The organism is Bacillus sp. ME78 (genome assembly GCF_903970865.1).
In the GTDB taxonomy this organism is placed as follows: domain Bacteria; phylum Bacillota; class Bacilli; order Bacillales; family Bacillaceae_G; genus Bacillus_A; species Bacillus_A cereus.
Genome location: NZ_CAJCKK010000005.1, coordinates 1 through 21207, shown reverse-complemented (window position 1 = coordinate 21207; position 21207 = coordinate 1). Strand labels below are relative to the sequence as shown.

The window sequence follows — 21207 nt, the reverse complement described above, 5'->3', positions numbered from 1 at the left end:
TCAATAATATCAATCAATTTACAACAAAAAAGCTTCCTCATATATGAGAGGAAGCTTTATTATTACTTTATTTCTTCTCTTTAGAATCAGTAGACTTCTCGGTTCCGCTTGTTTCTTTATCCTTTTTATCCTCTTGTTGTGTTGTTGTGTCGTCTTCTTTCTTCTTGTCTTCACCTTTACTACAACCTACCATTAATAAAGAACTTGCAAGTGCCATAGCAGTTAATGATTTAACCCATTTGTTCATTTGCGTTTCCTCCCTGTGATAGAATATGTACAACCTCATATTACTCTCTATTTTTAAAGGAGAGATTGAAAAACAGTAAATACACGGTAAATTTTTGTAAATTTTCCGATAACAAAAACTAATTTAAATTTACATATTTCATTTCCAATCGATACACAATAAAACTAATTTTTTTCTCTAAATGGACATAAAAAAACTAAGGCGCATACCATTCCGCCTTAGTTTCTCATGCAAACTTTTCATTTTCATATAGATGTGTAATCTTATATTCCTTCTTCATAACATATTGCCACACACTATAAGCGTAACGGTTCATTTTCAGGAAACAATTTTCCAAAAATGAGCGGAACTCCGGATTAGCAACTTCCACTGCAACTTGAGCAAACTTTAGAGCTAATCGTTTTAAGTGCGCAATATAACATGTTGCAATATGAATATCCCCTGTATATTTACTAACTGTTTCCTTTTCCATTTCATGCAAACCAAACTCCGTTGTTTCACAGGTTATATGCTGCACATTCTCTCCTTCTTGAAAATTTACTTGTTCATTATATGCTTGTAACATATATGGTAAATGGTGCTGTAATAGATTTTTTAATTCTCCGTCTCTGACCTTTCCAGCATACTCTCCAACCTTGTATATTAGCATATAACTATATCTCATTAACTCTTTCATACAATCCATGAAAGTGCCTCCCTTCTCTAGGGTCTATATGTTATAAATATGATGCTAAAACATTCGCTATTCTTGCTAAAAACCAATCCCATCTACTAATTTTCTCAAAATCTTCTTCAGAAAATCGTTTTGATTTATGAAAGTCTACCTGTAATCGACTCCATACTTCATCAACAACTGTTTTATCATATATGATACAGTTAGACTCACAATTTAAATAAAAACTTCTATTATCAAAATTCGCTGTCCCAATATCAACAATTTCTCCATCAATGATTGTTACTTTCCCATGAAAAAATCCATTTCGATATTGATAAATCTCCGCTCCAGCATGTAACATATCTTTCAAATATGGATAGGCAGCTTGTTTTAACAATATGGCATCACTTTTAAATGGCACGAGAATTTTCACATTAACACCACGATTTAATGCAGCTTTTAACTCTTTCACCATTTCTTTACTTGGTACAAAATATGGTGTAGCGATAATTAAAGACTTTTTAGCCTTTTTTAAAAGTGCCCCATACTTTTCCCATAAGCCTTTTCCATTTGAAAATAAATATTGATATTTTACATTCCCTAATGTCGGTATACTTTCATGTATAGGCATTTTTTCTCCTGTATCTTCTTTCCAATCTTCGGCGAACTTTCTTTCCATATCCGCTGCACCCTCACCATGGATGCGCACGTGATAATCACGCCATGGCCCGAACTTCGGATCTTGTCCAAGGTACTCCTTTCCGATATTAAAACCACCGACGTATGATACCTTTCCATCTATCGTAACAATACGTCTATGATTTCGTTGATGCAAAGAATAGAAAACATTTTTCAGTTTCGGTTTTTTACTAAATGTAAACTTCACACCGTTTTCCTTTAATCGGCTAATTACCTTTTTCTTCAGCTTATATCCACCTATTCGATCGACTGACAATTTCACTTCTACTCCACTAGATGCTTTTTTCTCTAATAACTGTAAAAACTCTTCGCTTATTTCATCTTTTCCTACAATATAAAAATGGATATATATATACTTTTCTGCTTCGTTTATATCCTCAAATAATTTTCTATATAACTCTTCACCGTTCGTATATAGTTGAAATTCACCTAATCGAACTTGTCCTAATTCATATTCACTAGCCATTTCCTTCCCCATTTCCACATCGATGTTCATCCAAATGAATACACCTATTAAACAAAGGATTATAGCGAAAAAGTGCTTCATGGATAAATTCCTTTCTCCACTTACTGTTATTTCTATATCTTTCCTTTTTTATTACATTATCATTCAAGAAAATATGTCATTGCATGATATATGTCCATATCAAACAATAGCTCATTTGCATATTGTATGTTGTATCTTAAAATAAAAGGAGGAAATAACAATGGGCTTCGCACATGGTAATGGATTTGCGCTATTAGTCGTATTATTTATCCTCTTAATCATCGTCGGTGCTGCTTGCTTCTGCTAAGTAGCTACTGTCATATGATATGTGGATGAAAAAACTATAAAAGCGGACACCTATTTTTAGGTGTCCGCTTTTCATTTTAAAACCATTTCCGCCTGCTATTGTAACTTAAATGGCTAAACATTTATCTCAAAAGGTTAACAATGTGGCTACCTTCTTACTCTCTGCCTTACGTATATGACGCTGCTCTGCACGTAACACTGCAATACGATGTAATTCTTTCTCTTCTTCTGTTTCAGGGATAACACGCGGTACTGGAACTGGATTATTTCCCTTACTAAGTGCAACAAAAGTAACGAATGACGTTGCCGCTATACGCTTCTCACCTGAAATTAAATCTTCAGCCACTACCTTCACAAACACTTCCATCGAAGTTCTTCCCGTCCAAATTACGAAAGATTCATAACTAACACAATCTGAAGAACGAACAGGATGTAAGAAATCAACCCAGTCCATAGATGCTGTGACACATTCCTTTCTCGAATGTCTGGATGCTGAAATAGAAGCAACCATATCCATCTCCGCTAATATCTTCCCACCAAATAGCGTGTTATGATCATTTAAATCTGTTGGGAATACCCGGCTCGTTTTGAACACCCTTGACTCATTGGCTGTTTTCCCCTTTACTTCTGTCATTGTTATCACCCCTTTAATGATCTATCCCTAATATTTCAATAATCCCTATACTAAATGAACTACACGTTTAATATTAGCAACATTCAGAACTTTTAGTCCACAAAAAAGAACCGATTTTATCAATCGGCTCCTCTAAATACATATTGTTCTTTCGGCTGTTCAACTTTATTCCATTTTGTTACTTCTAATACAGGAATATTCGCATGAAACGGCTGATAAAACTCAGTAGTTATCTCTCCTTCTACTTGAATCCAGTCATCATTATTCCACTCTACGCCTTCTGGTTTTTTCACTAACATACCATATACACCAGAATCCGCTACACAGTGTATAATACCGAAACGGAATAAGAAATATTGTTCTTTTTTAGAAGAATCATCTCTAAAAACAAACCCTTTAAAAGATAATTTTTTCCCAGTAAACTCGCCAGGATAATTATAAATTGTTTCCATACCCTTTAGGAAGTCTTCATCTTTCAAATTAATATTGTCTTTCGTAACAAACTCTTTCTTCCCTTTTTCCATTACACCGCGGTATCCTTCTTTCCCGTAATAAATGCTCGTATCAGGTCTTAGAAATTGTCTTGTCATAAATGGATCCTTACTTTCTGCTTGTGCAACAGGAAAATGAAATCCTTTCGCCTTAACAATATCTGAATCTAACGTTGCAATCGGGAAAAATAAGCCTGAGATAATTGGAAAACAAAACAAGGAGTACGAAAATGCTTTTTTCCACCATGTATTCTCATCTTTTGAATGATCATGTCCGCAATGGCTATGGTCACAACTGCAATCATTTTTCTCTTTTTCCTTTTGGTGCTCTTTTTGGAAAACGACGATAATTTGTATAATCGTTAAGAAACCTAAAATAATTGCTGCTGTTGTTGATAAATAGGCATACTTCATATTGATATACTTCGTAATGTTACCGGAAATATGAAGCTGCGCAATTAATATTGTAAAACCTAATAATATATATGCTCGAAACATAACCTACCACCCCATCGCATAAATGAGTAGTGAGCTTGCATAAACAACAAGAGTAACTGTAACTATAACAACAATTACAAATTTAGTTTTAAATGTCGCAAGCATCATAAACATATTTTTAATATCCACCATCGGTCCGTAAACGAGGAACGCGACAAGTGAAGCTGTTGAAAACGTACTTTGGAACGAAGAAGCGATAAATGCATCTGCCTCTGAACAAAGTGATAATATATAAGCAAGTCCCATCATAACAGCTGATGAAGAAAACGGACCTTGTCCAATAGCAAGAAGTGTTGAAGTTTGTACAAACGTTTGTACCGCTGCTGCAATTAACGCACCTAGTACTAAATATTTTCCCATTGAGAAGAATTCCTCAACAGCGTGTGTACATACATCCCACATTTTTTTACGCAGTGGACGCTTATTATTCACTTCTGGGAAGTGATCATCTCTTAATTGATGTTCTTTAAACATAAAGGATAATATAATTCCAACGATAATGGCTACGATAATCGCTACAATAGAACGATACCATACCATGTGCATACTACTCCCAAAGGCAACGTATGTTGCAAATAAAACAACTGGATTAATAATTGGACCAGTTAACATAAATGCAATCCCTGCGTATGGTGGAACGCCTTTTCCGATTAATCGTCTTACAATCGGAACAATTCCACATTCACAACCTGGAAACAACATGCCTAAAAAAGTAGCTAATAAAACAGACAGAAATCGGTTCTTCGGCATCCATTTAGCCACCATATCTTCTGTCACGAACATTTGAATGAATCCTGAAATAAATACACCAATTAGCACAAACGGAAGTGCTTCGATCAATATGGAGATAAAAATTGTATTCATTTGCAGGAATGCTTTCGGTAATTGAAACAATTCCATGATGTATTTCCTCCAACTTTTCATTAACAATATGTAATTTTAACCCCATTTCATTAATTGGACAAGGTTTATATGGCATACATACCCTTTATATACATTACATTGTACAAGTTATATTCTATTCAAAATTTGAGATTTCATAGCAAAAAAGCTGCTCTAGCGTAGTTATATAACTATGCTAGAGCAGCTTTTTTATCGTTAAAAGTAACGTTTCTTCCAAAAAACAAAAGCTAACGTGAAAGATAGTGTTACACATATGATGAGTACAATTACAAAACCGTGGGCTTCCCCTTCAAACGGAACCTTTACGTTCATTCCAAAGAAACTAGAAACCATCGTCGGTAAAGATAAAATGATTGTAATTGACGTTAACAGTTTCATAACACTATTTAAATTATTTGATATAACGGAGCTAAAAGTATTCATCATTCCACTTAAAATGTGACTATATATTTCCGCCATTTCAATAGCCTGCTTATTTTCAATTAATACATCTTCTAATAAATCTTGATCGTCTTCATACATTTTTAAAAATGTACTATTACGCATTAACTTTTGAATTACAATTTTATTAGCCTTTAATGACGTTGTAAAGTATACTAAACTTTTCTCAAGGCCTAATAATGTGAAGATCTCTTTATTTTTCATTGACTGATTTAATTGATGCTCTAGATCAATTGTTTTTCGATTTATTTGCTTTAAGTATCTTAAATAATAAGTAGAAATCGTATATAAGAGCTGAAGTGCAAAGCGCGTCTTTTTAAACGTATAAAATTCTTTAATACGTTGATTAATAAAACGTTCAAAAATTGGATTCTCTTCTAAGCAGATTGTAACAAAACAATCCGGCATCACAATCATACCTATTGGAATCGTGTCATAAATCGAATTTCCTTCTTCATCATGTCTAACTGTCGGAATATCCACGATAATTAAAGTATTATTGTCTTCCTTTTCAATACGAGAGCGTTCTTCATCATCCAAAGGGTCTTTAATGAAATCTAAGTCTACATTTAAAGTTTGTACTAGATATTGAATTTCTTCTTCTGTTGGATGAAGTACATTAATCCAGCACCCCTTTTGCATTTCCTCAATCTCTTGTAGTTTTCCGTTTCGGTCTGTTAAATATATATTTAACATACTATCACCCCGATTCTTTTTACATGTAGGAATCTACCTCTCTTAAATCACAGTTTTTAAACCGCCATTCTCAGCATATGAAACATACGTTTAAATTTCAATAGAAAAATTATTTTGAAAACGTTTTTATAAGAAAAATATTATAAAGTGAAACTTTAATCAGTGGGGGGCTTCATCCTCACCAATTATTAGCCCTTACAAATCGGGCTTTTACGGGTTATCCGCCCCCAACCAAACTTCTTTTTTTCGCTGAATTTTGAGGTGAGGGTCTCACTGCCCGTTAAAGCGGGATAAACATAGAAAAAGACAGAGTGCTCTCTGCCTTAAAAGCTTATGTTGCCTTTATAACATATTTAGAAAGCATCCACAAGTTAAACCCGACTGAAATCGTATAGCCCGCGTATGTTGAAATGATAAAACTTACATAATCGAAATACGGAAGCAATACAACATTTAAAACTATCTTCACAATAATTCCAATCACTAGTCCTAGCACCGTCTTCTGCTGTTGATTGATTCCTTGTAGCATAGCAGCCGTTACTGTAAAAAGAGAAAATAGTATGCAAGCAGGAGCATAATACTGTAAAATGATTCTCCCCATCTCTGGATCATTTCCAGCACCGAATAAAAGAGTATATACAGGTTTGGCTAACACCATCATTCCAATTGCCGCCGGTACCGTAATTGCTACTACTAATACATTTGTTCTCGTAAAATGTTTGTACAATAGCTTCGTATTTCCTGCTGTGTAAGCTTTCGTCATCTCTGGTACGAGAGACATACTAAAAGCTGTCGCAACGGATACCGGGATAAGCACAACCATTTGAACAAGACCAATTATCGCATTAATTTTTTCCGCTTCTCCTTGCATATACCCTATTTGTATAAGTAGTTTATTAATTGTAAATGTATCAATCGTCTGATACAACGGAATTGCTAAGCCCACCACAACAAAAGGAATAGAATATGTAAAGAGCTCCTTATACAATGAGAAAAAAGATTTCGTTGTTTGTGGTATACTTTCCATCTCTTTTTTCTTTAAGTGCCTTCTCCTTCTCATATAATACGCACTTAAAACAGTTAATCCACCTACCGCTCCCATAAAGGCACCAAATGTTGAAATACCAACTGCTAGCGAGACAGATGCTTTTAAAATATATAAAACGACAAAGCTTCCTATTAAAATGGTTAAAACCCGAAAAAATTGCTCTACAACGACACTTAATGCAGAAGGCCCCATCGATTGGAATCCTTGAAAGAAGCCCCTTAATAAACTCATTACTGGCACAAGTATTAACGCAAAACTTACAATTCGAATATTAGTAGTAACCGCTCCTACACTATTCCCCGTTTGATCATTCCCATCGATGACAAGTTTAGCTAAATGCGGAGCTAGCATATATAACGTAAAACACGAAATGACTCCCATTATAAACATAAACACGATTCCACTTTTCAACACTCTCTTAACCGTATGATAATCATTCAGTTGATCATATTTTGATACCATCTTTGAAACAGCTAGCGGTAATCCCATTGTTGCTATACTGAGCATGATGGTATAAGGACGATATGCATATGTGTATAGAACGTAACCACTCGTACCGACCATCGCTGTAAATGGTATAACATATATAAACCCTAACATTTTTGATATCATCGTTGCCATCGTTAAAAATATCGTTCCACGTATAAACGGTGACCCTTTCATCACATTCCTCCGCTACGCTTTATTATTACACATTATGGACAACTCCTTTTCTTTAGAACCGAAACAAACAAAAAAAGCCAATGAAAAATCATTGACTTTAACGCGCTGCTGTTTTCTTTTTGAAATACTTTAAACCAAAGTATAGAGCAATAAAAAGAACAGCTCCTATAATTATGTAATGTGTGTAATCAGATGCATACTCTTTAATTTGTCGCCAATTCCCACCAAGTTTTTCACCTAAGTATATAAATAGAATTGACCACGGAATGATCGCTACAACCGTATAAAGTGTAAATAGTTTTAATGGCATCTTAGCTAGTCCTGCTGGAATAGAGATCGCATGACGTACTACTGGTATAAAGCGCGCAGAAAATATTACGCCTGCTCCATAACGTTTAAACCAACCTTCTGCTATGTCTAAATGATGTTTATTAATAAGTAGATATTTCCCGTATTTCTCTACAACCGGACGCCCTCCGTAGTATCCAAGCCAGTATAAAAAGATTTGTGCTAAAGTACCACCAATCGTTCCGGCAATAACTGCACCAACAAAACTAATTTTACCATTCGCTACTAAAAAGCCAGCATACGAAAGTACAATTTCACTTGGGATTACTTCAATCATTAAAGCAAGAGCTACTCCAAAGTAACCTAAGCTTGCAAAAAATTGCAATAACTGATCTATTATGTTTGCTAACATGTTCTTTTTTATCTCCTTTTTTCTTCACATACCATCCCATTATTACATAAAGGCTGCAATCTGCCAATATCTTCATTTTAACAATATGTACAATTCAAGCAGGATTAATCTATTAATTTCTCTTTCTGTGGGTCTTTCATGTAGGCAAACATCTCTTTAATTTGGTCTTCTGTATTTCTAGCAATTGATAAATTAGGCAATTCATTTTCACAAAAAAACTCCACCTCTTCTGTTTCAATGCTAGTTTTCTTTTCTCCACCAATAATCTCGCATCCAATGAAAATCTTATATACATGCGTCGCCGATGGAGATGGTTGATGTTTTTCTTTATCAAATATAGCTAGTAACTTAAAATGATCTACCTCATAACCAGTCTCTTCGAAAACTTCTTTTGCTGCAACTTCGGTTGGCGTATAACCGACATCAGCCCATCCACCTGGCAATGCCCATTTCCCATCGCTTTTTTCTTTCACAAATAATAACTTTTCATTTTGAAAAACAACCGCTCTTATATCAACTTTAGGTGTTTGATAGCCTGTCTCACTTGCAAATAATTTCTCTACGACTTCCCAATCTGTTTTCGTGTAATGTGACATCATTGAAATAGAAATATCTCGTAATTGCTGGAAACGCTCAATATCATACACATCCTTAGAATACGTTAAACCCGCTTGAGCTATAGATTGTATTTGTTTTACCCAATCAATCCATTTAATCGTCATATATCCGCATCCCCATTCTCTATCAAATATATTACTTCATTTTTATTGATACATCTTTATTATACAAAAAAAAGAGATTGATAACGTTTCAATCTCTTTCAAAATTAATCCAATTCATGTAAGTGGTCTTGTATATACTTTCTTCTCTTATTTATATATTCATAAATCATATCAGCCTCTTGATCAAATGTTTCTAATTTTTCTTTCATGTATGGATCTTGTAGTAAATATGGACGAATCAATTCACACAACCCTTCTACTTTCGGCCTCATAAACGAAACTGTAAATTGATCTTCTAATATTTCTTCTAAAATACTTCGATACTGCTTTCTAAATACAGGTATGTCTAGCAATCTTGCACTTAACGTATTATACCCTTGAATGCGAATATATTCATGATTAAGTGGTCTTCCTTGTACATCTCGCCCCCAAGTCGCATCATAATCCCACGGTATAACTTCAAATAAATTTGTTTCATCGTTATGATATAGTGCATAGTTATGAACGAAACCATCAAAGTTTTGTGTAAAAATAACTCCTGCTAACCATCTTAAATATTTATCGACATGTAGAAACTTCCCAATCTCTTTTTCATAGGCTTCCCTCGTCAAAGTATTCGCTTGAAATACAAATTCACTCAGTTGTTCTTCACTATTTTTATTCGAATATTTAAATTCATAACCCGCAAAGAGCTCTGTCTTAACATCTTTATCTCGTTCACTCATTAATGAAAAATTCGCATCATCATCTATCGCATAATAAATAGAACCACTCGGTAATCCTCTATTTTTCAAAAAATTTTCATCAACCGATTCTAACTGTAAATACACACCTTGAATTTGACCATTAATTTTTATAAATACATGTTGTGATTTTGGCGAAAGTACACCAATATCATGAAAAAAATCTAAAGATAATTTATTTCGTATGAGAGACGGATCCATAAACTCCGAATTTAAATGAAACTCTTTCGCACCTTGAAATTTTTTAGGCTTATAAAACATAACATGATAAGACTTTTTCTCAAATTCGCGAATATGAGCCCCACGGTATACGATATCAATGTCATACTTCTTTTTTCCATAAGTTAATTTTGCTGGCACTGGACTATCTGACCAAATGTCCTTTTTCAATTCCACTAAGTACATTGGATGAACAAAAAAATCATATGAAGGCAGCATGTTTTCTCATCCCTTCTCAGTTCTCTTCATTCAATGTATGCGCCTTGTCTTGTCCATACATCCGCAATCATCTATTTATATAAAATTACACTCTTGTCCTGTTCAGAAAGATGCCTACATACATATCATGTTAAGGAAAAAGAATACCTTTTCACTTTAATACATGATAAGGAGGATTTCTATGAAACGTGATATTAGAAAAGCTGTCGAAGAAATCAAAAGTGCTGGGATGGAGGATTTCTTACACCAAGATCCAAGTACTTTTGAATGCGATGATGATAAATTCACTCATCATCATTGTACAACTGGATGTAAATGTACAACTGGGGGTAAATGTCCAAGAACAAGATGTACTCGCGTGAAACATTGTACGTTCGTTACAAAATGTACGCATGTAAAAAAATGGACATTTGTTACGAAATGTACACGTGTACGTGTTCAAAAATGGACGTTCGTTACGAAAGTAACGCGTAGAAAAGAATGCGTATTAGTTACAAAGCGGACTCGCAGAAAACATTGTACATTCATTACAAAATGCATACGCTTTGAAAAGAAATTTTTCTGGACAAAACGAAGTTTCTGTAAAAAATGCGAATTCTTCCCTAACAGACACGGTCACTCTTGCGATGATTCATGTGATCATGGTAAAGACTGTCACGATAGCGGACACAAATGGAATGATTGCAAAGGCGGACATAAATTCCCATCTTGCAAAAATAAGAAATTCGATCACTTCTGGTATAAAAAACGTAACTGCTAGTTTTTATACCACCCAAAAAAGGCCGTTTTGCGGCCTTTTTTACATTTATTGAAAGTGACTTATATCTGCAAATTGTTTCACTTTACCAATACCCTCTTCAAATTCTATTATGCTCAAACTGGCACTATGCATAAATGGATCATCCCACACATTTTCTATTTCCATTCCCGCGAAATGCCCTATAAGTAATTTTGCTGCTGCCGCATGAGAAACAATCAATATGTTTTGTCCTTTATGCCTCTCTAAAAGAAGCTGCATCCCTTCAATTACTCTTTCATAAACGGCCTCGAAATTTTCGCCTGATGTTGACTGAAAAAGATGTGGCTCATTCCAAAATAGATGTACTTCTTCTGGAAATTGCTTTTCTATATCCGCGATTGTTTGTCCTTCCCATATACCCATGTTGATTTCATAGAAATGCTCATCCGCTATAATGGGTATATCACGTTCCCCTTTTATTAACTCTGCCGTATGAAGTGTTCTTTCGCTCGGACTACTATAGATCGCATGGATTGGTAAATCTTTCATTCGATTCCCTAATTGTTTCGCCTGAACTATACCATTTTCAGTTAAAGCAGAATTTTTTCGTCCCTGCATTCGCTTCGCTACATTCCACTCTGTTTCACCATGCCTTGTTACATATATAGTTGTTTTCATTTCTTACTCCCCCTCACCATGTTGGTCGTAATTCCCACGGTTCAACTCTCCCTACAATCCACTCCGCTCGTTTACTTTCAATCCCTTTTATAACTCCATCAGCTATCTCTTCATGAGTAAGCCATCTTCCATATGTATCTTCTAAAATAAAACCTAAAATAATTCTATAATAAATACATCGCGTACTCCCTATTTTTTGTGCAGGCATACGTGATGCTTTACTACCTAAAATATGAAATAAACTATATGTTTTAGACGACAAATCTAGTTCTTTACAAATATTTGATAGTGCATGCTTTGCACTTGTGTGTACCCATGCAACAACTAATGTGATCGGGCCATTTTTCTTAATTGTACTTTTAATAGCTAGCTTTACATCTTCATCATTATGATAATCTAACGAAAGGCATGTAATATTTTCTGGTGCAGAACTCATTCGCTTAACATTTTCTAAATTCACTTCATCTCGCCCGATAATAGAAACATAAAATCCTTTCTCACAAAGCCACATAGAAACTTTCTTTAGCATTCCTGTTCCACCAATTACAAGTGCATGCAAATGCTATCCCTCCCTAATAAAATGTCATATGAGATTTCTCATCTCTATAATAATTTAAACGGTCTTGCAGTGTCCCTGAGTGAAACTCAAATTTATGACCGTCAGGATCAACAAAGTATATAGATTCGCAATCTCTTACATCACGTTCTCTTCCTTGTAAAATATGAACATCATTTTCTTCTAATCGCTGTATTAGACATTTAAAGTCTTCTTGTTCAACAGAAAATGCAATGTGCGTATAAGATTGATGAATCTCATTTCTCGGAATATGCGTCTCTTCATTAAGCGCTATCCATACTCCACATATGTTAAAATAAGCCAATTTTCTTCCTTTAACTAATAATTCTCCTTCTAATACTTTTTCATAAAACATAATAGAGTTTTCTAAATTAGATACCGAAAAACAAATATGATTGATTCCCCTTAACAACTATAATTCCTCCTTATACAAATAAAAGATGAGCGAAAATTCACTCATCTTTTATTATACTATTTTTTTGTAATATATGCCCATTTATAACTGAAGTCCCCGCCAAACGTATGGTTAGCAATGCCTTTTACAAACGGCTTCTCTAAATAAGCTGTACTTTGTTGGTACGTAGGAGAAATTGCTGCGTCTTGACCAATTAAGATTTTTTCAGCTTCCGCAAGTGCATTCCAGCGTGCTTTATCATCTTTTAATAGCTCTCCTTTTGATTTCGCTACTAAATCATCATACTTCGGATTAGAATAATCCATTTCATTAAATGAGCTTCCAGTAACAAACATATCAATATAAGTCATTGGATCCGGATAATCAGGGCTCCATGCAGATAATGAGAATTCATATTGGAATTTCTTTTCTAAATCTAGCTTTTGCTTGTATGGTTGCTGTTTCAAATTCACTTTAATACCAGGCAAGTTTTTCTCTAGTTCTTCCTTAATAAAGTCACCCACTTTTTTCCGGCTACCGTTATCATCGTTTAGTAATTCAACTGTAATTGTATCTTGACCAAGCTCTTTCTTCGCTTCTTCCCATAATTTTTTTGCTTTCTCTGCATTATCTTTACTATCACGGAAGTTTTTATTTACAGAGCGGAAATCTTTTCCATCCGGACCTGTCGTGAATTTTTCAGGTACTAAGAAATATGCTGGCAATGAACCGTCATTTAAAATGACATCAGCAATTCCTTTTTTATCGTATGCTAAATCAATCGCTTCACGTACTTTTTGGTTTTTAAATGTTGCATTTTTTTGGTTAAAACGCAAGAAATATATGCGTGGATCTAACTTCGTTTTAAATTCATCTGGCTTATTCTTTTTATATTTATCAACAAATTCAGAAGTTAAAATAACTCGATCTGCTTGATCACTATCATATAAATTTACTCCCGTGCTTGTTTCCTTCACAATACTTACATTAATTTCGTCTAATTTTACAGTATCTTTATCCCAATAATTAGGATTTTTCTTCAACTGATAATTTTGTTCATGTTTCCATTGACTCATTGTAAATGGTCCATTATATAATAATTTATCTGCTTCTAATCCGTATTTATCTCCTTGCTCTTTCACATATTTTTCATTTAATGGGAAAAATGTAGGGAACGACGTAAGCTCAAGAAAATAAGGTGCTGGTTGCTCTAATTCTACTACCAACGTTTTATCATCCTTCGCTTTAACACCCAATTGATCTGCTGGTAATTCACCTTTATTTACTTTCTGTGCATTTTTCACATCAAATAAAATGAATGCATATTCTGCCGCTAATGCTTTATCTAATGTACGTTGCCATGCATATACAAAATCTTGTGCTCGAACTGGATCACCATTTGACCATTTCGCATCACGTAATTCAAATGTATATGTCTTTTTATCTTCACTAATCTTCACATCTTTTGCCATGCCTGGTGTTGGTTTATTATCTTTATCTAGACGATATAAACCTTCCATTGCATTTACAAATACACGGAAAGATACAGAATCCGTTGATTTAGATGTATCCATTGAAGGAATTTCAGCTGTTTCTAGTAAATTTAAAACTTGTTTATCTGCCATTCCCTTATTCGATTCTTTCTTCGTTGTCGAAGCCTTCTCACCATTCCCACATCCCGCAACCAATACACTCGTCGTTAATGCAAGTGCAGCAATTGTTGTTGTCTTTCTCTTCATTCTTCCTTCCCCCAATCTATATGTATAAGTTAAATCCTATTTAATATATTTTATTATACAAAAGATTCTGATTATTTTAAATATTTATTTTTACAAACATAGAAAAAAGCGGTTAGAAATTTCTTTCCAACCGCTTTTTTAAATAGCATTTACTTGTAATCCATCCTCTATATCAAATGGATTTTGAACTTTAAATATTTCTTCCATCAGCTTCAAAAACTCTTCTTCAGTTTTAGATTCACCATTAACCATAAGTGAGTATGGTTCCACTTCACCTAATTTATAATCGACAACAAATTGAATCTTCACCTTTTGTCTTGGCGTTCCGGTGTTATATCCTTGGAATTCTACTAATTCTAACCCTTCCGTTCCACGATAATATATCCAACCTGAATTTTGAAAATAATTTTCGAAAGATTCACCTATTGAAAAGAAAGGATATTCATAAAGCGAGCTTGTACGAACCTTTTGAATAACGTCTCGATCAGTCGGAAAAAAGAAATGACTAAAAAATATGCTAGCAACTGCTAAAATAGTAACAATTGTCGCTCCCATTTTGCTCGTTCCGCCGCTATCATTGATTAGATAGTTTTCAACTGATTTATCTTTTATTTCTCTTGCTTTTATTCGGTATATACGTCTTTCCGCAAATTGATAGTATAATCCATTTGCAAAAATCCCCATTCCAAACAGAATAAAAATGAGTAATAAAAACGTCAGAGGCACCATATTAATGATTGGCAACGCTACATTAAATCCCATATAGTACGAAAATGCATCACAAGCTACTAATAACAGCATAAATAAAGCAGCTAGTATATAATATTTACGATATCCTAGCCAGCCTATATTGAAAATAGCAGCCCAACCATTCCAGCTCCACCTAGCAATCCGCTTATTCTCAAGCTCCCATTTCCTTTGATAATACGGATATTGTCTCCCTACATATACTTCCAGTTCTTTATCTATTAACGAGCTACCTTCATCTTGTTCATTATCCAAGTTTCGCTGACAACTTGCACAATTTAACTGTTCCTCCTCGCAAGGTTGCCCACAATTTATACATTTCAAAACAATCCCTCTTCCCATCCATACGTCATTTCAAAATACCTTCGTGTTTTAATAACCACTCTTTCCTCCATAAACCACCAGCATATCCAACAAGCTTTCCACTCTTTCCTATTACACGGTGACATGGAACAATTATTGAAATTGGATTCCGACTATTCGCCCCTCCTATTGCCCGTACAGCTTTTATATTTCCAACTTTCTCTGCAATATCTAAATATGAAGCACTTACGCCGTATGGAATAGTATAAAGTGCATCCCATACATTTTTTTGAAATGCTGTTCCCTCTGCAGACAGCGGGACCGTAAACTCTTTTCTTTTCCCTTTAAAATATTCATCTAACTCATTTATACATTGTTCTATCATTTCATTTTTATTTTCTTCTTGTCGTTCATCAACAAATATAACAGACGTAATTCCTTCTTGATTCGCTGTAATTTCAAGCAAACCTACTTCGCTTTCATAATAAGCCTGGTACATATGCCATCCTCCAATTCAGTTCATATTAGTCATTGTAACACGAATATACAAAATTTTTCGTATAAGCGTTTTATTAGAGAAACAAAAAAGAGAATGGTAAAATATAAGAAAATTCAATCAAGGAGGCTATTTGATGAATTCCAAGCTTTTTTCACCTTATACAATTAAGAACGTTACACTAAAAAATCGTATCGTTATGTCGCCTATGTGTATGTATTCGTCGGAAAATGAGAATGGCCAAGTAACAAATTTCCATCTCATTCATTATGGAACAAGAGCTGCCGGTCAAGTTGGTTTAGTTATGATTGAAGCAACAGCCGTGTTACCTGAAGGTCGAATTTCTAACAAAGACTTGGGCATTTGGGATGACAACCTAATTGAAGGCTTACATAAAACGACTACTTTTATACATGATAACGGTGCAAAAGCTGCCATTCAACTCGCTCACGCCGGAAGAAAAGCTGAATTAGATACGAATGCTTTCGCTCCTTCTGCAATTCCTTTTAATGATACGATGAAAATACCAGTAGAAATGAATATACAACAAATCAAAGAGACTATATTAGCTTTTCAGAAGGCCGCGTTACGTTCAAAACAAGCCGGATTTGATGTTATCGAGCTACATGGCGCTCACGGTTACCTTATCAATGAATTCCTATCACCACTTACTAATAAACGAACGGATGAATACGGCGGCTCACCTGAAAACCGTTATCGTTTCTTACGCGAAATCATCGACTCTGTAAATGAAGTTTGGGACGGACCAATATTTGTTCGTATTTCAGCAAATGATTATCATCCTGACGGGCTAACAGTTCAAGATTATGTTCAGTATACAAAGTGGATGAAAGAACAGGGAATAGATTTAATCGATTGTAGTTCTGGTGCAGTTGTACCAGCACATATTGATGTGTATCCTGGTTACCAAGTACAATACGCCAAACATATTAAAGAGCATACTAAGATTGCAACTGGGGCAGTTGGATTGATTACGACTGGGTCACAAGCAGAGCAAATTTTAAATAATAACGAAGCAGATTTAATTTTCATCGGACGTGAATTACTTCGCAATCCGTACTTCCCAAGAATAGCGGCCAATGAACTTGGCTTTGAATTGCAAGAACCTCACCAATATAAGCGAGCACCAGGAAAAATTCATACGAATAAATAAAACCGAGAAGTCATTCTTCTCGGTTTTATTTATTCTATCGTTGTAATTTCATTTGAATTATAAGTATGGATACCCGATTCTTCTCGCAACGCGGTTATATACATACCTTTCGCCACATCTTTAGCTGAAATTGGTTTATACTTTTTGAAAGCCCCTTTAAAAATAAAAGGAATAATACGAGATAACTTTTCAGCCATTCGTTCGCCGAAACGAAATTCTTGTCGGTTTCCTACTAATAATGATGGTCTAAAAATGTGAATACCACCGATCACTAACTTTTGCAATTCTTCTTCCATTTTTCCTTTCACTTGTGAATAAAAGAAAAATGATTTAGGATTCGCTCCCATAGAAGACACAACAAGGAAATTTTGCACCCCTTGTTTTTCAGCTAAACAAGCAGCTCGTAACGTATATTCATAATCTACTTTTTTAAAATTTGCTTTTGTTTTTGCTTTTTTTATTGTTGTTCCTAAGCAACTAAAAACATCATCCACAGCAAAGAACTCTTTATATTCCTCTAATACCAAAAAATCAACTTGTTTCTGCTGTAACTTCTCATGTTGCAATTGCATTGGCTCTCTTACAAAAATAGTAACCGAATCGTAGTAATCTGATTCAAGTAATAGACGCGTTATCTCTTGTCCAACTAAACCACTTGCACCAAGTATTAACGCTGTTCGCTTATTCATATATGCATATACCTCTTATTTTACTTTTCTCTCCTTCAGTAAAATACAACCTTTAGGAGTTTCCTGCTCTTATTTTACCACAAGTAAAACACTATGCGTACGCATAGTGCTTTACTCACTCTTTTTTCTCATCTCTCTCTTGTAATTTCGTTATTGTTGTAGCGTCCCCTAAATTACTTATTAATCTTCTTAAAAAAATTAATACGAAAGATAATGGCAATACTACCGCTAATATTAATAAAATAGCTTCCATTAAGTAACCCAAGCGCTCATCCCCCTCTTTACCTCCTTTTCAATATATGAAAACAGCGTTGTCACATATGCATGCATTTGCAAAAATAATACACCTATATTTGACAACTTTATAACAAAAACAAATCGGAATGATTATTATTTATTGCAACTTCATTAAAGATGTATTATACTAAGTTCGCAAACTAAAACGTAATTATTCCGTTTTGTATTAAAATGATATTTTTCTTATATAATTGGGGAAAATATATCCGTAAAAAAGAAAAGAGGAGAACTTCATGCCTAAAAGATTGACTATATTTTCATTCTTACTTATTTTTACCTTAATTTTCGCTGGCTGCTCAAATAAAAAAGAAAGTAATGCCAAGAAAGATGGAAAGCTAACAGTTTATACAACGATTTTCCCACTTGCTGATTTCGCAAAGAAAATCGGTGGCGACTATGTAAATGTTGAAGCAATTTACCCACCTGGTGCAGATTCACATACATTTGAACCAAGTCAAAAACAAACAGTACAAGTTGCAAAAGCCAATTTATTCGTTTATAACGGCGCTGAATTAGAACCATTTGCTGAAAAAATGGAAAAAACATTACAAAAAGAAAATGTTAAAATTGTAAATGCATCTAAAGGTATTGAGCTTCGTGCTTCTACTGAAGAAGAGCATCATGATCATGGAGATGGCCATAAAGAAGATGAACATCATCACGATAAAGATCCACATGTTTGGTTAGATCCTACTCTAGCAATGAAACAGGCAGAAAAAATTAAAAATGCACTTGTAGAATTACAACCTGAACATAAAAAAGAATTCGAAAAAAACTTTGCAGCACTTCAAACTAAATTTACTGATTTAGACGATCAATTTAAGGCAGCTGTAGCGAACGCAAAAACGAAAGAAATTTTAGTTTCTCATGCTGCCTATGGTTACTGGGAACAACGATACGGCCTAAAACAAATTCCTATCGCTGGAATTTCAGCTTCTGATGAGCCATCTCAAAAACAGCTTGCTGACATTACAAAAACAGTAAAAGAACATAATCTAAAATATATTTTATTCGAAACTTTCTCTACTCCAAAAGTAGCATCTGTTATTCAAAAAGAAACTGGTACAAAAGTTTTACGCTTAAATCACTTAGCTACTGTTTCTGAAGATGATGCAAAAAATAATAAAGATTACTTCACTTTAATGGAAGAAAACGTAAACACATTGAAAGAAGCAACAAACTAATACATTATATTTTCTAGGCAGCTGAATCTAGTATTCAGCTGCCTTTTTATGTATTTATCCTTGACTTGACCAAAATAACAAGTAAAATTATCCATATTAGCTTTAAAGCTATATTAATTTAGAAGGTGAGTTGGAATTATGAATCTTCACATTTGTGAAGTAACAGCAAAAAATTGGCGTTCAGTAGTTGCTTTAGACGTCGCAAAAGATCAGCAACAATTTATTGAAAGTAACGCGTTTTCTTTAGCAGAATCATTATATGAAGGAAACGGAACGTCAGTAGGTTTATATGATGGAGAAACACTTGTAGGTTATGCAATGTATGGATGGTATTCAGTAAAACATAAAAGTGTATGGCTCGATCGCTTTATGATTGACCAACAATATCAAGGAAAAGGATACGCAAAACGTTTCCTTCGCTTACTCATTCAATTCTTACAAGAAAAATTTGAATGCAAAATAATTTACTTAAGTTTACATCCAGCCAACAAACTTGCAATGGGACTGTATGAATCATTTGGTTTCCGCTTAAATGGTGATATTGATGATGAAGGTCCAGTTGTGGGTGTTGTAATGGAGTTACTAATAGACGAAAATACAAGCCTGTGAAAACAGGCTTTTTATTATACATGTATCAATTTTTAGTTTCTTTCCCTTATTTAATTCTGTTTTGTAATCTAATAGAATGCTCATAAAAATAAGCCTGCAATTTACGCAGACTTATTTCACACACTCCTCGAAATGTTCTTGGAACCACTCTTTATTAATATCTCTTCCGATAAAAACTACTTCACTTACTCGCTCTTCACCCTCTTGCCACTCTCTATCGTACGAAGCGGCAAATAACGTATGTACACCTTGGAAAACGATACGTTTATCTACTCCGTCTATCGATAAAATTCCTTTGTAACGATATAAATATTCCCCTAGCTCTTGAACGACAGCTGACATCCACTCATTAAGCTTTTGTAAATCCAGCGGACGTTCTTCACGTAATACAAATGATTTCACACCTTCTAAGTGGTTATATTCTTTATGAGGGTAAATTTGCAACGTATCTTTCGTTTTAAACGTTTGAATTTGTAATAAAGATGGTATATCTACCTCACAGTTAGTCGCCTCGATTAACTTTGCAGTCGGGTTAATTCCTTGAAGTTCATGCAAAAGATTTTCTTTCTCACTCTCTTCAATTAAGTCTAATTTATTTACTAAAACGACATCAGCAAACGCAATTTGCTCTTTTGCTTCTAATCCTTTTTCAAAATGTTTATGTATATGATAACTATCTACCACCGTTACAACACCATTAATTTGGTATGCAGATTGAATGACTGGATCTAAAAAGAATGTTTGAATAATCGGCCCTGGATTTGCAAGGCCAGTCGTTTCAATTACTAAACCATCAAAATCCATTTTCCCTTCCGCTTTTACGTCCAGTAACTGTTTTAAAGCAACGAGTAAATCTTCACGTACAGTACAGCATAAACAGCCATTTGTCATTTCCATAATTTCTTCTTCCACATTCATAATCAACTGATTATCAATGCCAATTTGCCCTATTTCATTTACAATCACCGCTAATTTCTTACCGTGATTTTCTGATAAAATACGATTTAATAATGTCGTTTTCCCAGATCCAAGAAAACCAGTTAATATTGTTACTGGAATCATTTCGTACATCTCCTTCTAGCTATATGTTTCTACATTATAGCATATGAACACTCCCCCACTTAGCAAATCTTGAAGTGGGGGTTTCTAACGTTTCGACCTAACGGACGATTAACGTCAGGGGAGTTAACACATTAGCGAGCTGTTTCAC

25 protein-coding genes are annotated in these 21207 nt (G+C 34.4%); 5 read left to right on the top strand and 20 right to left on the bottom strand.

Annotated features, from left to right (window positions below; genetic code table 11):
* Nucleotides 1-67 precede the first annotated feature (67 nt).
* The 3 genes from H6481_RS08430 to cls all read right to left on the bottom strand — a co-directional run bounded on the left by H6481_RS08430 (nucleotide 68) and on the right by cls (nucleotide 2148).
* On the bottom strand, nucleotides 68-247 hold the full coding sequence (locus H6481_RS08430; protein ID WP_001045960.1) for a hypothetical protein: 180 nt from the start codon (nucleotides 245-247) through the stop codon (nucleotides 68-70).
* A 226-nt stretch (nucleotides 248-473) separates the two neighbouring features.
* On the bottom strand, nucleotides 474-932 hold the full coding sequence (locus tag H6481_RS08425) for a spore coat protein (RefSeq protein ID WP_182811438.1): 459 nt from the start codon (nucleotides 930-932) through the stop codon (nucleotides 474-476).
* A gap of 31 nt (nucleotides 933-963) precedes the next feature.
* Complete coding sequence (gene cls / locus H6481_RS08420) at nucleotides 964-2148, bottom strand: cardiolipin synthase (RefSeq protein ID WP_142343932.1); 1185 nt, start codon at nucleotides 2146-2148, stop codon at nucleotides 964-966.
* Between the two features lie 160 nt (nucleotides 2149-2308).
* On the opposite strand from cls, the gene H6481_RS08415 reads away from it, so the two are divergent.
* Nucleotides 2309-2395 carry a YjcZ family sporulation protein gene (locus H6481_RS08415; protein WP_000505094.1) on the top strand — a complete coding sequence of 29 codons (87 nt, stop codon included), beginning with the start codon at nucleotides 2309-2311 and terminating at the stop codon, nucleotides 2393-2395.
* 126 nt (nucleotides 2396-2521) lie between these two features.
* Here H6481_RS08415 and H6481_RS08410 read toward each other — a convergent pair whose 3' ends face one another.
* The 8 genes from H6481_RS08410 to cotH form a co-directional block, all read right to left on the bottom strand.
* A complete protein-coding gene (locus H6481_RS08410; RefSeq protein WP_053564687.1) occupies nucleotides 2522-3028 on the bottom strand; it encodes an acyl-CoA thioesterase in 507 nt (168 codons plus the stop codon).
* Nucleotides 3029-3147: 119 nt separating this feature from the next.
* Nucleotides 3148-4017: a TIGR03943 family protein gene (locus H6481_RS08405; RefSeq protein ID WP_000488043.1), complete on the bottom strand. Its 870-nt coding sequence runs from the start codon at nucleotides 4015-4017 to the stop codon at nucleotides 3148-3150.
* Nucleotides 4018-4020: 3 nt separating this feature from the next.
* On the bottom strand, nucleotides 4021-4917 hold the full coding sequence (locus H6481_RS08400) for a permease (RefSeq protein WP_000418716.1): 897 nt from the start codon (nucleotides 4915-4917) through the stop codon (nucleotides 4021-4023).
* A 198-nt stretch (nucleotides 4918-5115) separates the two neighbouring features.
* The gene (locus H6481_RS08395; RefSeq protein WP_000932389.1) at nucleotides 5116-6057 is read right to left on the bottom strand and encodes a magnesium transporter CorA family protein; all 942 of its coding nucleotides are present in this window, start codon (nucleotides 6055-6057) and stop codon (nucleotides 5116-5118) included.
* Between the two features lie 331 nt (nucleotides 6058-6388).
* A complete protein-coding gene (locus H6481_RS08390) occupies nucleotides 6389-7768 on the bottom strand; it encodes a polysaccharide biosynthesis protein (RefSeq protein ID WP_182811435.1) in 1380 nt (459 codons plus the stop codon).
* A 97-nt stretch (nucleotides 7769-7865) separates the two neighbouring features.
* Complete coding sequence (locus H6481_RS08385; RefSeq protein ID WP_063547101.1) at nucleotides 7866-8468, bottom strand: DedA family protein; 603 nt, start codon at nucleotides 8466-8468, stop codon at nucleotides 7866-7868.
* Between the two features lie 104 nt (nucleotides 8469-8572).
* Nucleotides 8573-9190 carry an NUDIX hydrolase gene (locus H6481_RS08380; RefSeq protein ID WP_069355460.1) on the bottom strand — a complete coding sequence of 206 codons (618 nt, stop codon included), beginning with the start codon at nucleotides 9188-9190 and terminating at the stop codon, nucleotides 8573-8575.
* A 104-nt stretch (nucleotides 9191-9294) separates the two neighbouring features.
* Nucleotides 9295-10371 carry a spore coat protein CotH gene (gene cotH, locus H6481_RS08375; RefSeq protein WP_000937999.1) on the bottom strand — a complete coding sequence of 359 codons (1077 nt, stop codon included), beginning with the start codon at nucleotides 10369-10371 and terminating at the stop codon, nucleotides 9295-9297.
* Between the two features lie 181 nt (nucleotides 10372-10552).
* Between cotH and exsB the strand changes: the two genes are divergently transcribed.
* A complete protein-coding gene (exsB, locus tag H6481_RS08370) occupies nucleotides 10553-11131 on the top strand; it encodes an exosporium protein ExsB (RefSeq protein WP_000817498.1) in 579 nt (192 codons plus the stop codon).
* 45 nt (nucleotides 11132-11176) lie between these two features.
* Here exsB and H6481_RS08365 read toward each other — a convergent pair whose 3' ends face one another.
* The 6 genes from H6481_RS08365 to H6481_RS08340 all read right to left on the bottom strand — a co-directional run bounded on the left by H6481_RS08365 (nucleotide 11177) and on the right by H6481_RS08340 (nucleotide 16047).
* A complete protein-coding gene (locus H6481_RS08365) occupies nucleotides 11177-11788 on the bottom strand; it encodes a phosphoserine phosphatase 1 (RefSeq protein WP_000858830.1) in 612 nt (203 codons plus the stop codon).
* A 13-nt stretch (nucleotides 11789-11801) separates the two neighbouring features.
* Complete coding sequence (locus tag H6481_RS08360; RefSeq protein WP_000543127.1) at nucleotides 11802-12347, bottom strand: short-chain dehydrogenase; 546 nt, start codon at nucleotides 12345-12347, stop codon at nucleotides 11802-11804.
* A 13-nt stretch (nucleotides 12348-12360) separates the two neighbouring features.
* The gene (gene fosB, locus H6481_RS08355) at nucleotides 12361-12777 is read right to left on the bottom strand and encodes a FosBx1 family fosfomycin resistance bacillithiol transferase (RefSeq protein ID WP_000943770.1); all 417 of its coding nucleotides are present in this window, start codon (nucleotides 12775-12777) and stop codon (nucleotides 12361-12363) included.
* 59 nt (nucleotides 12778-12836) lie between these two features.
* The gene (locus H6481_RS08350; RefSeq protein ID WP_000824276.1) at nucleotides 12837-14498 is read right to left on the bottom strand and encodes a peptide ABC transporter substrate-binding protein; all 1662 of its coding nucleotides are present in this window, start codon (nucleotides 14496-14498) and stop codon (nucleotides 12837-12839) included.
* A gap of 138 nt (nucleotides 14499-14636) precedes the next feature.
* Nucleotides 14637-15587: a DUF2628 domain-containing protein gene (locus H6481_RS08345; RefSeq protein WP_097987829.1), complete on the bottom strand. Its 951-nt coding sequence runs from the start codon at nucleotides 15585-15587 to the stop codon at nucleotides 14637-14639.
* 7 nt (nucleotides 15588-15594) lie between these two features.
* The gene (locus H6481_RS08340; protein ID WP_000283912.1) at nucleotides 15595-16047 is read right to left on the bottom strand and encodes a methylated-DNA--[protein]-cysteine S-methyltransferase; all 453 of its coding nucleotides are present in this window, start codon (nucleotides 16045-16047) and stop codon (nucleotides 15595-15597) included.
* A 133-nt stretch (nucleotides 16048-16180) separates the two neighbouring features.
* On the opposite strand from H6481_RS08340, the gene namA reads away from it, so the two are divergent.
* Nucleotides 16181-17218 (top strand): NADPH dehydrogenase NamA, encoded by a 1038-nt coding sequence (gene namA / locus H6481_RS08335; protein WP_097987830.1) that lies wholly within the window; start codon nucleotides 16181-16183, stop codon nucleotides 17216-17218.
* Between the two features lie 29 nt (nucleotides 17219-17247).
* Here namA and H6481_RS08330 read toward each other — a convergent pair whose 3' ends face one another.
* Both H6481_RS08330 and H6481_RS08325 read right to left on the bottom strand, forming a co-directional pair.
* The gene (locus tag H6481_RS08330; RefSeq protein WP_075720185.1) at nucleotides 17248-17907 is read right to left on the bottom strand and encodes an oxidoreductase; all 660 of its coding nucleotides are present in this window, start codon (nucleotides 17905-17907) and stop codon (nucleotides 17248-17250) included.
* 115 nt (nucleotides 17908-18022) lie between these two features.
* Nucleotides 18023-18172 carry a hypothetical protein gene (locus H6481_RS08325; protein ID WP_000540932.1) on the bottom strand — a complete coding sequence of 50 codons (150 nt, stop codon included), beginning with the start codon at nucleotides 18170-18172 and terminating at the stop codon, nucleotides 18023-18025.
* 265 nt (nucleotides 18173-18437) lie between these two features.
* Here H6481_RS08325 and H6481_RS08320 point away from each other — a divergent pair, with 265 nt between their 5' ends.
* Both H6481_RS08320 and H6481_RS08315 read left to right on the top strand, forming a co-directional pair.
* Nucleotides 18438-19388 carry a metal ABC transporter substrate-binding protein gene (locus tag H6481_RS08320; RefSeq protein ID WP_001126154.1) on the top strand — a complete coding sequence of 317 codons (951 nt, stop codon included), beginning with the start codon at nucleotides 18438-18440 and terminating at the stop codon, nucleotides 19386-19388.
* A gap of 138 nt (nucleotides 19389-19526) precedes the next feature.
* The gene (locus H6481_RS08315) at nucleotides 19527-19997 is read left to right on the top strand and encodes a GNAT family N-acetyltransferase (RefSeq protein ID WP_050843336.1); all 471 of its coding nucleotides are present in this window, start codon (nucleotides 19527-19529) and stop codon (nucleotides 19995-19997) included.
* A 111-nt stretch (nucleotides 19998-20108) separates the two neighbouring features.
* Here H6481_RS08315 and H6481_RS08310 read toward each other — a convergent pair whose 3' ends face one another.
* Nucleotides 20109-21059, bottom strand: a complete 951-nt coding sequence (locus tag H6481_RS08310; RefSeq protein WP_097987831.1) for a GTP-binding protein — start codon at nucleotides 21057-21059, stop codon at nucleotides 20109-20111.
* Nucleotides 21060-21207: the final 148 nt, after the last annotated feature.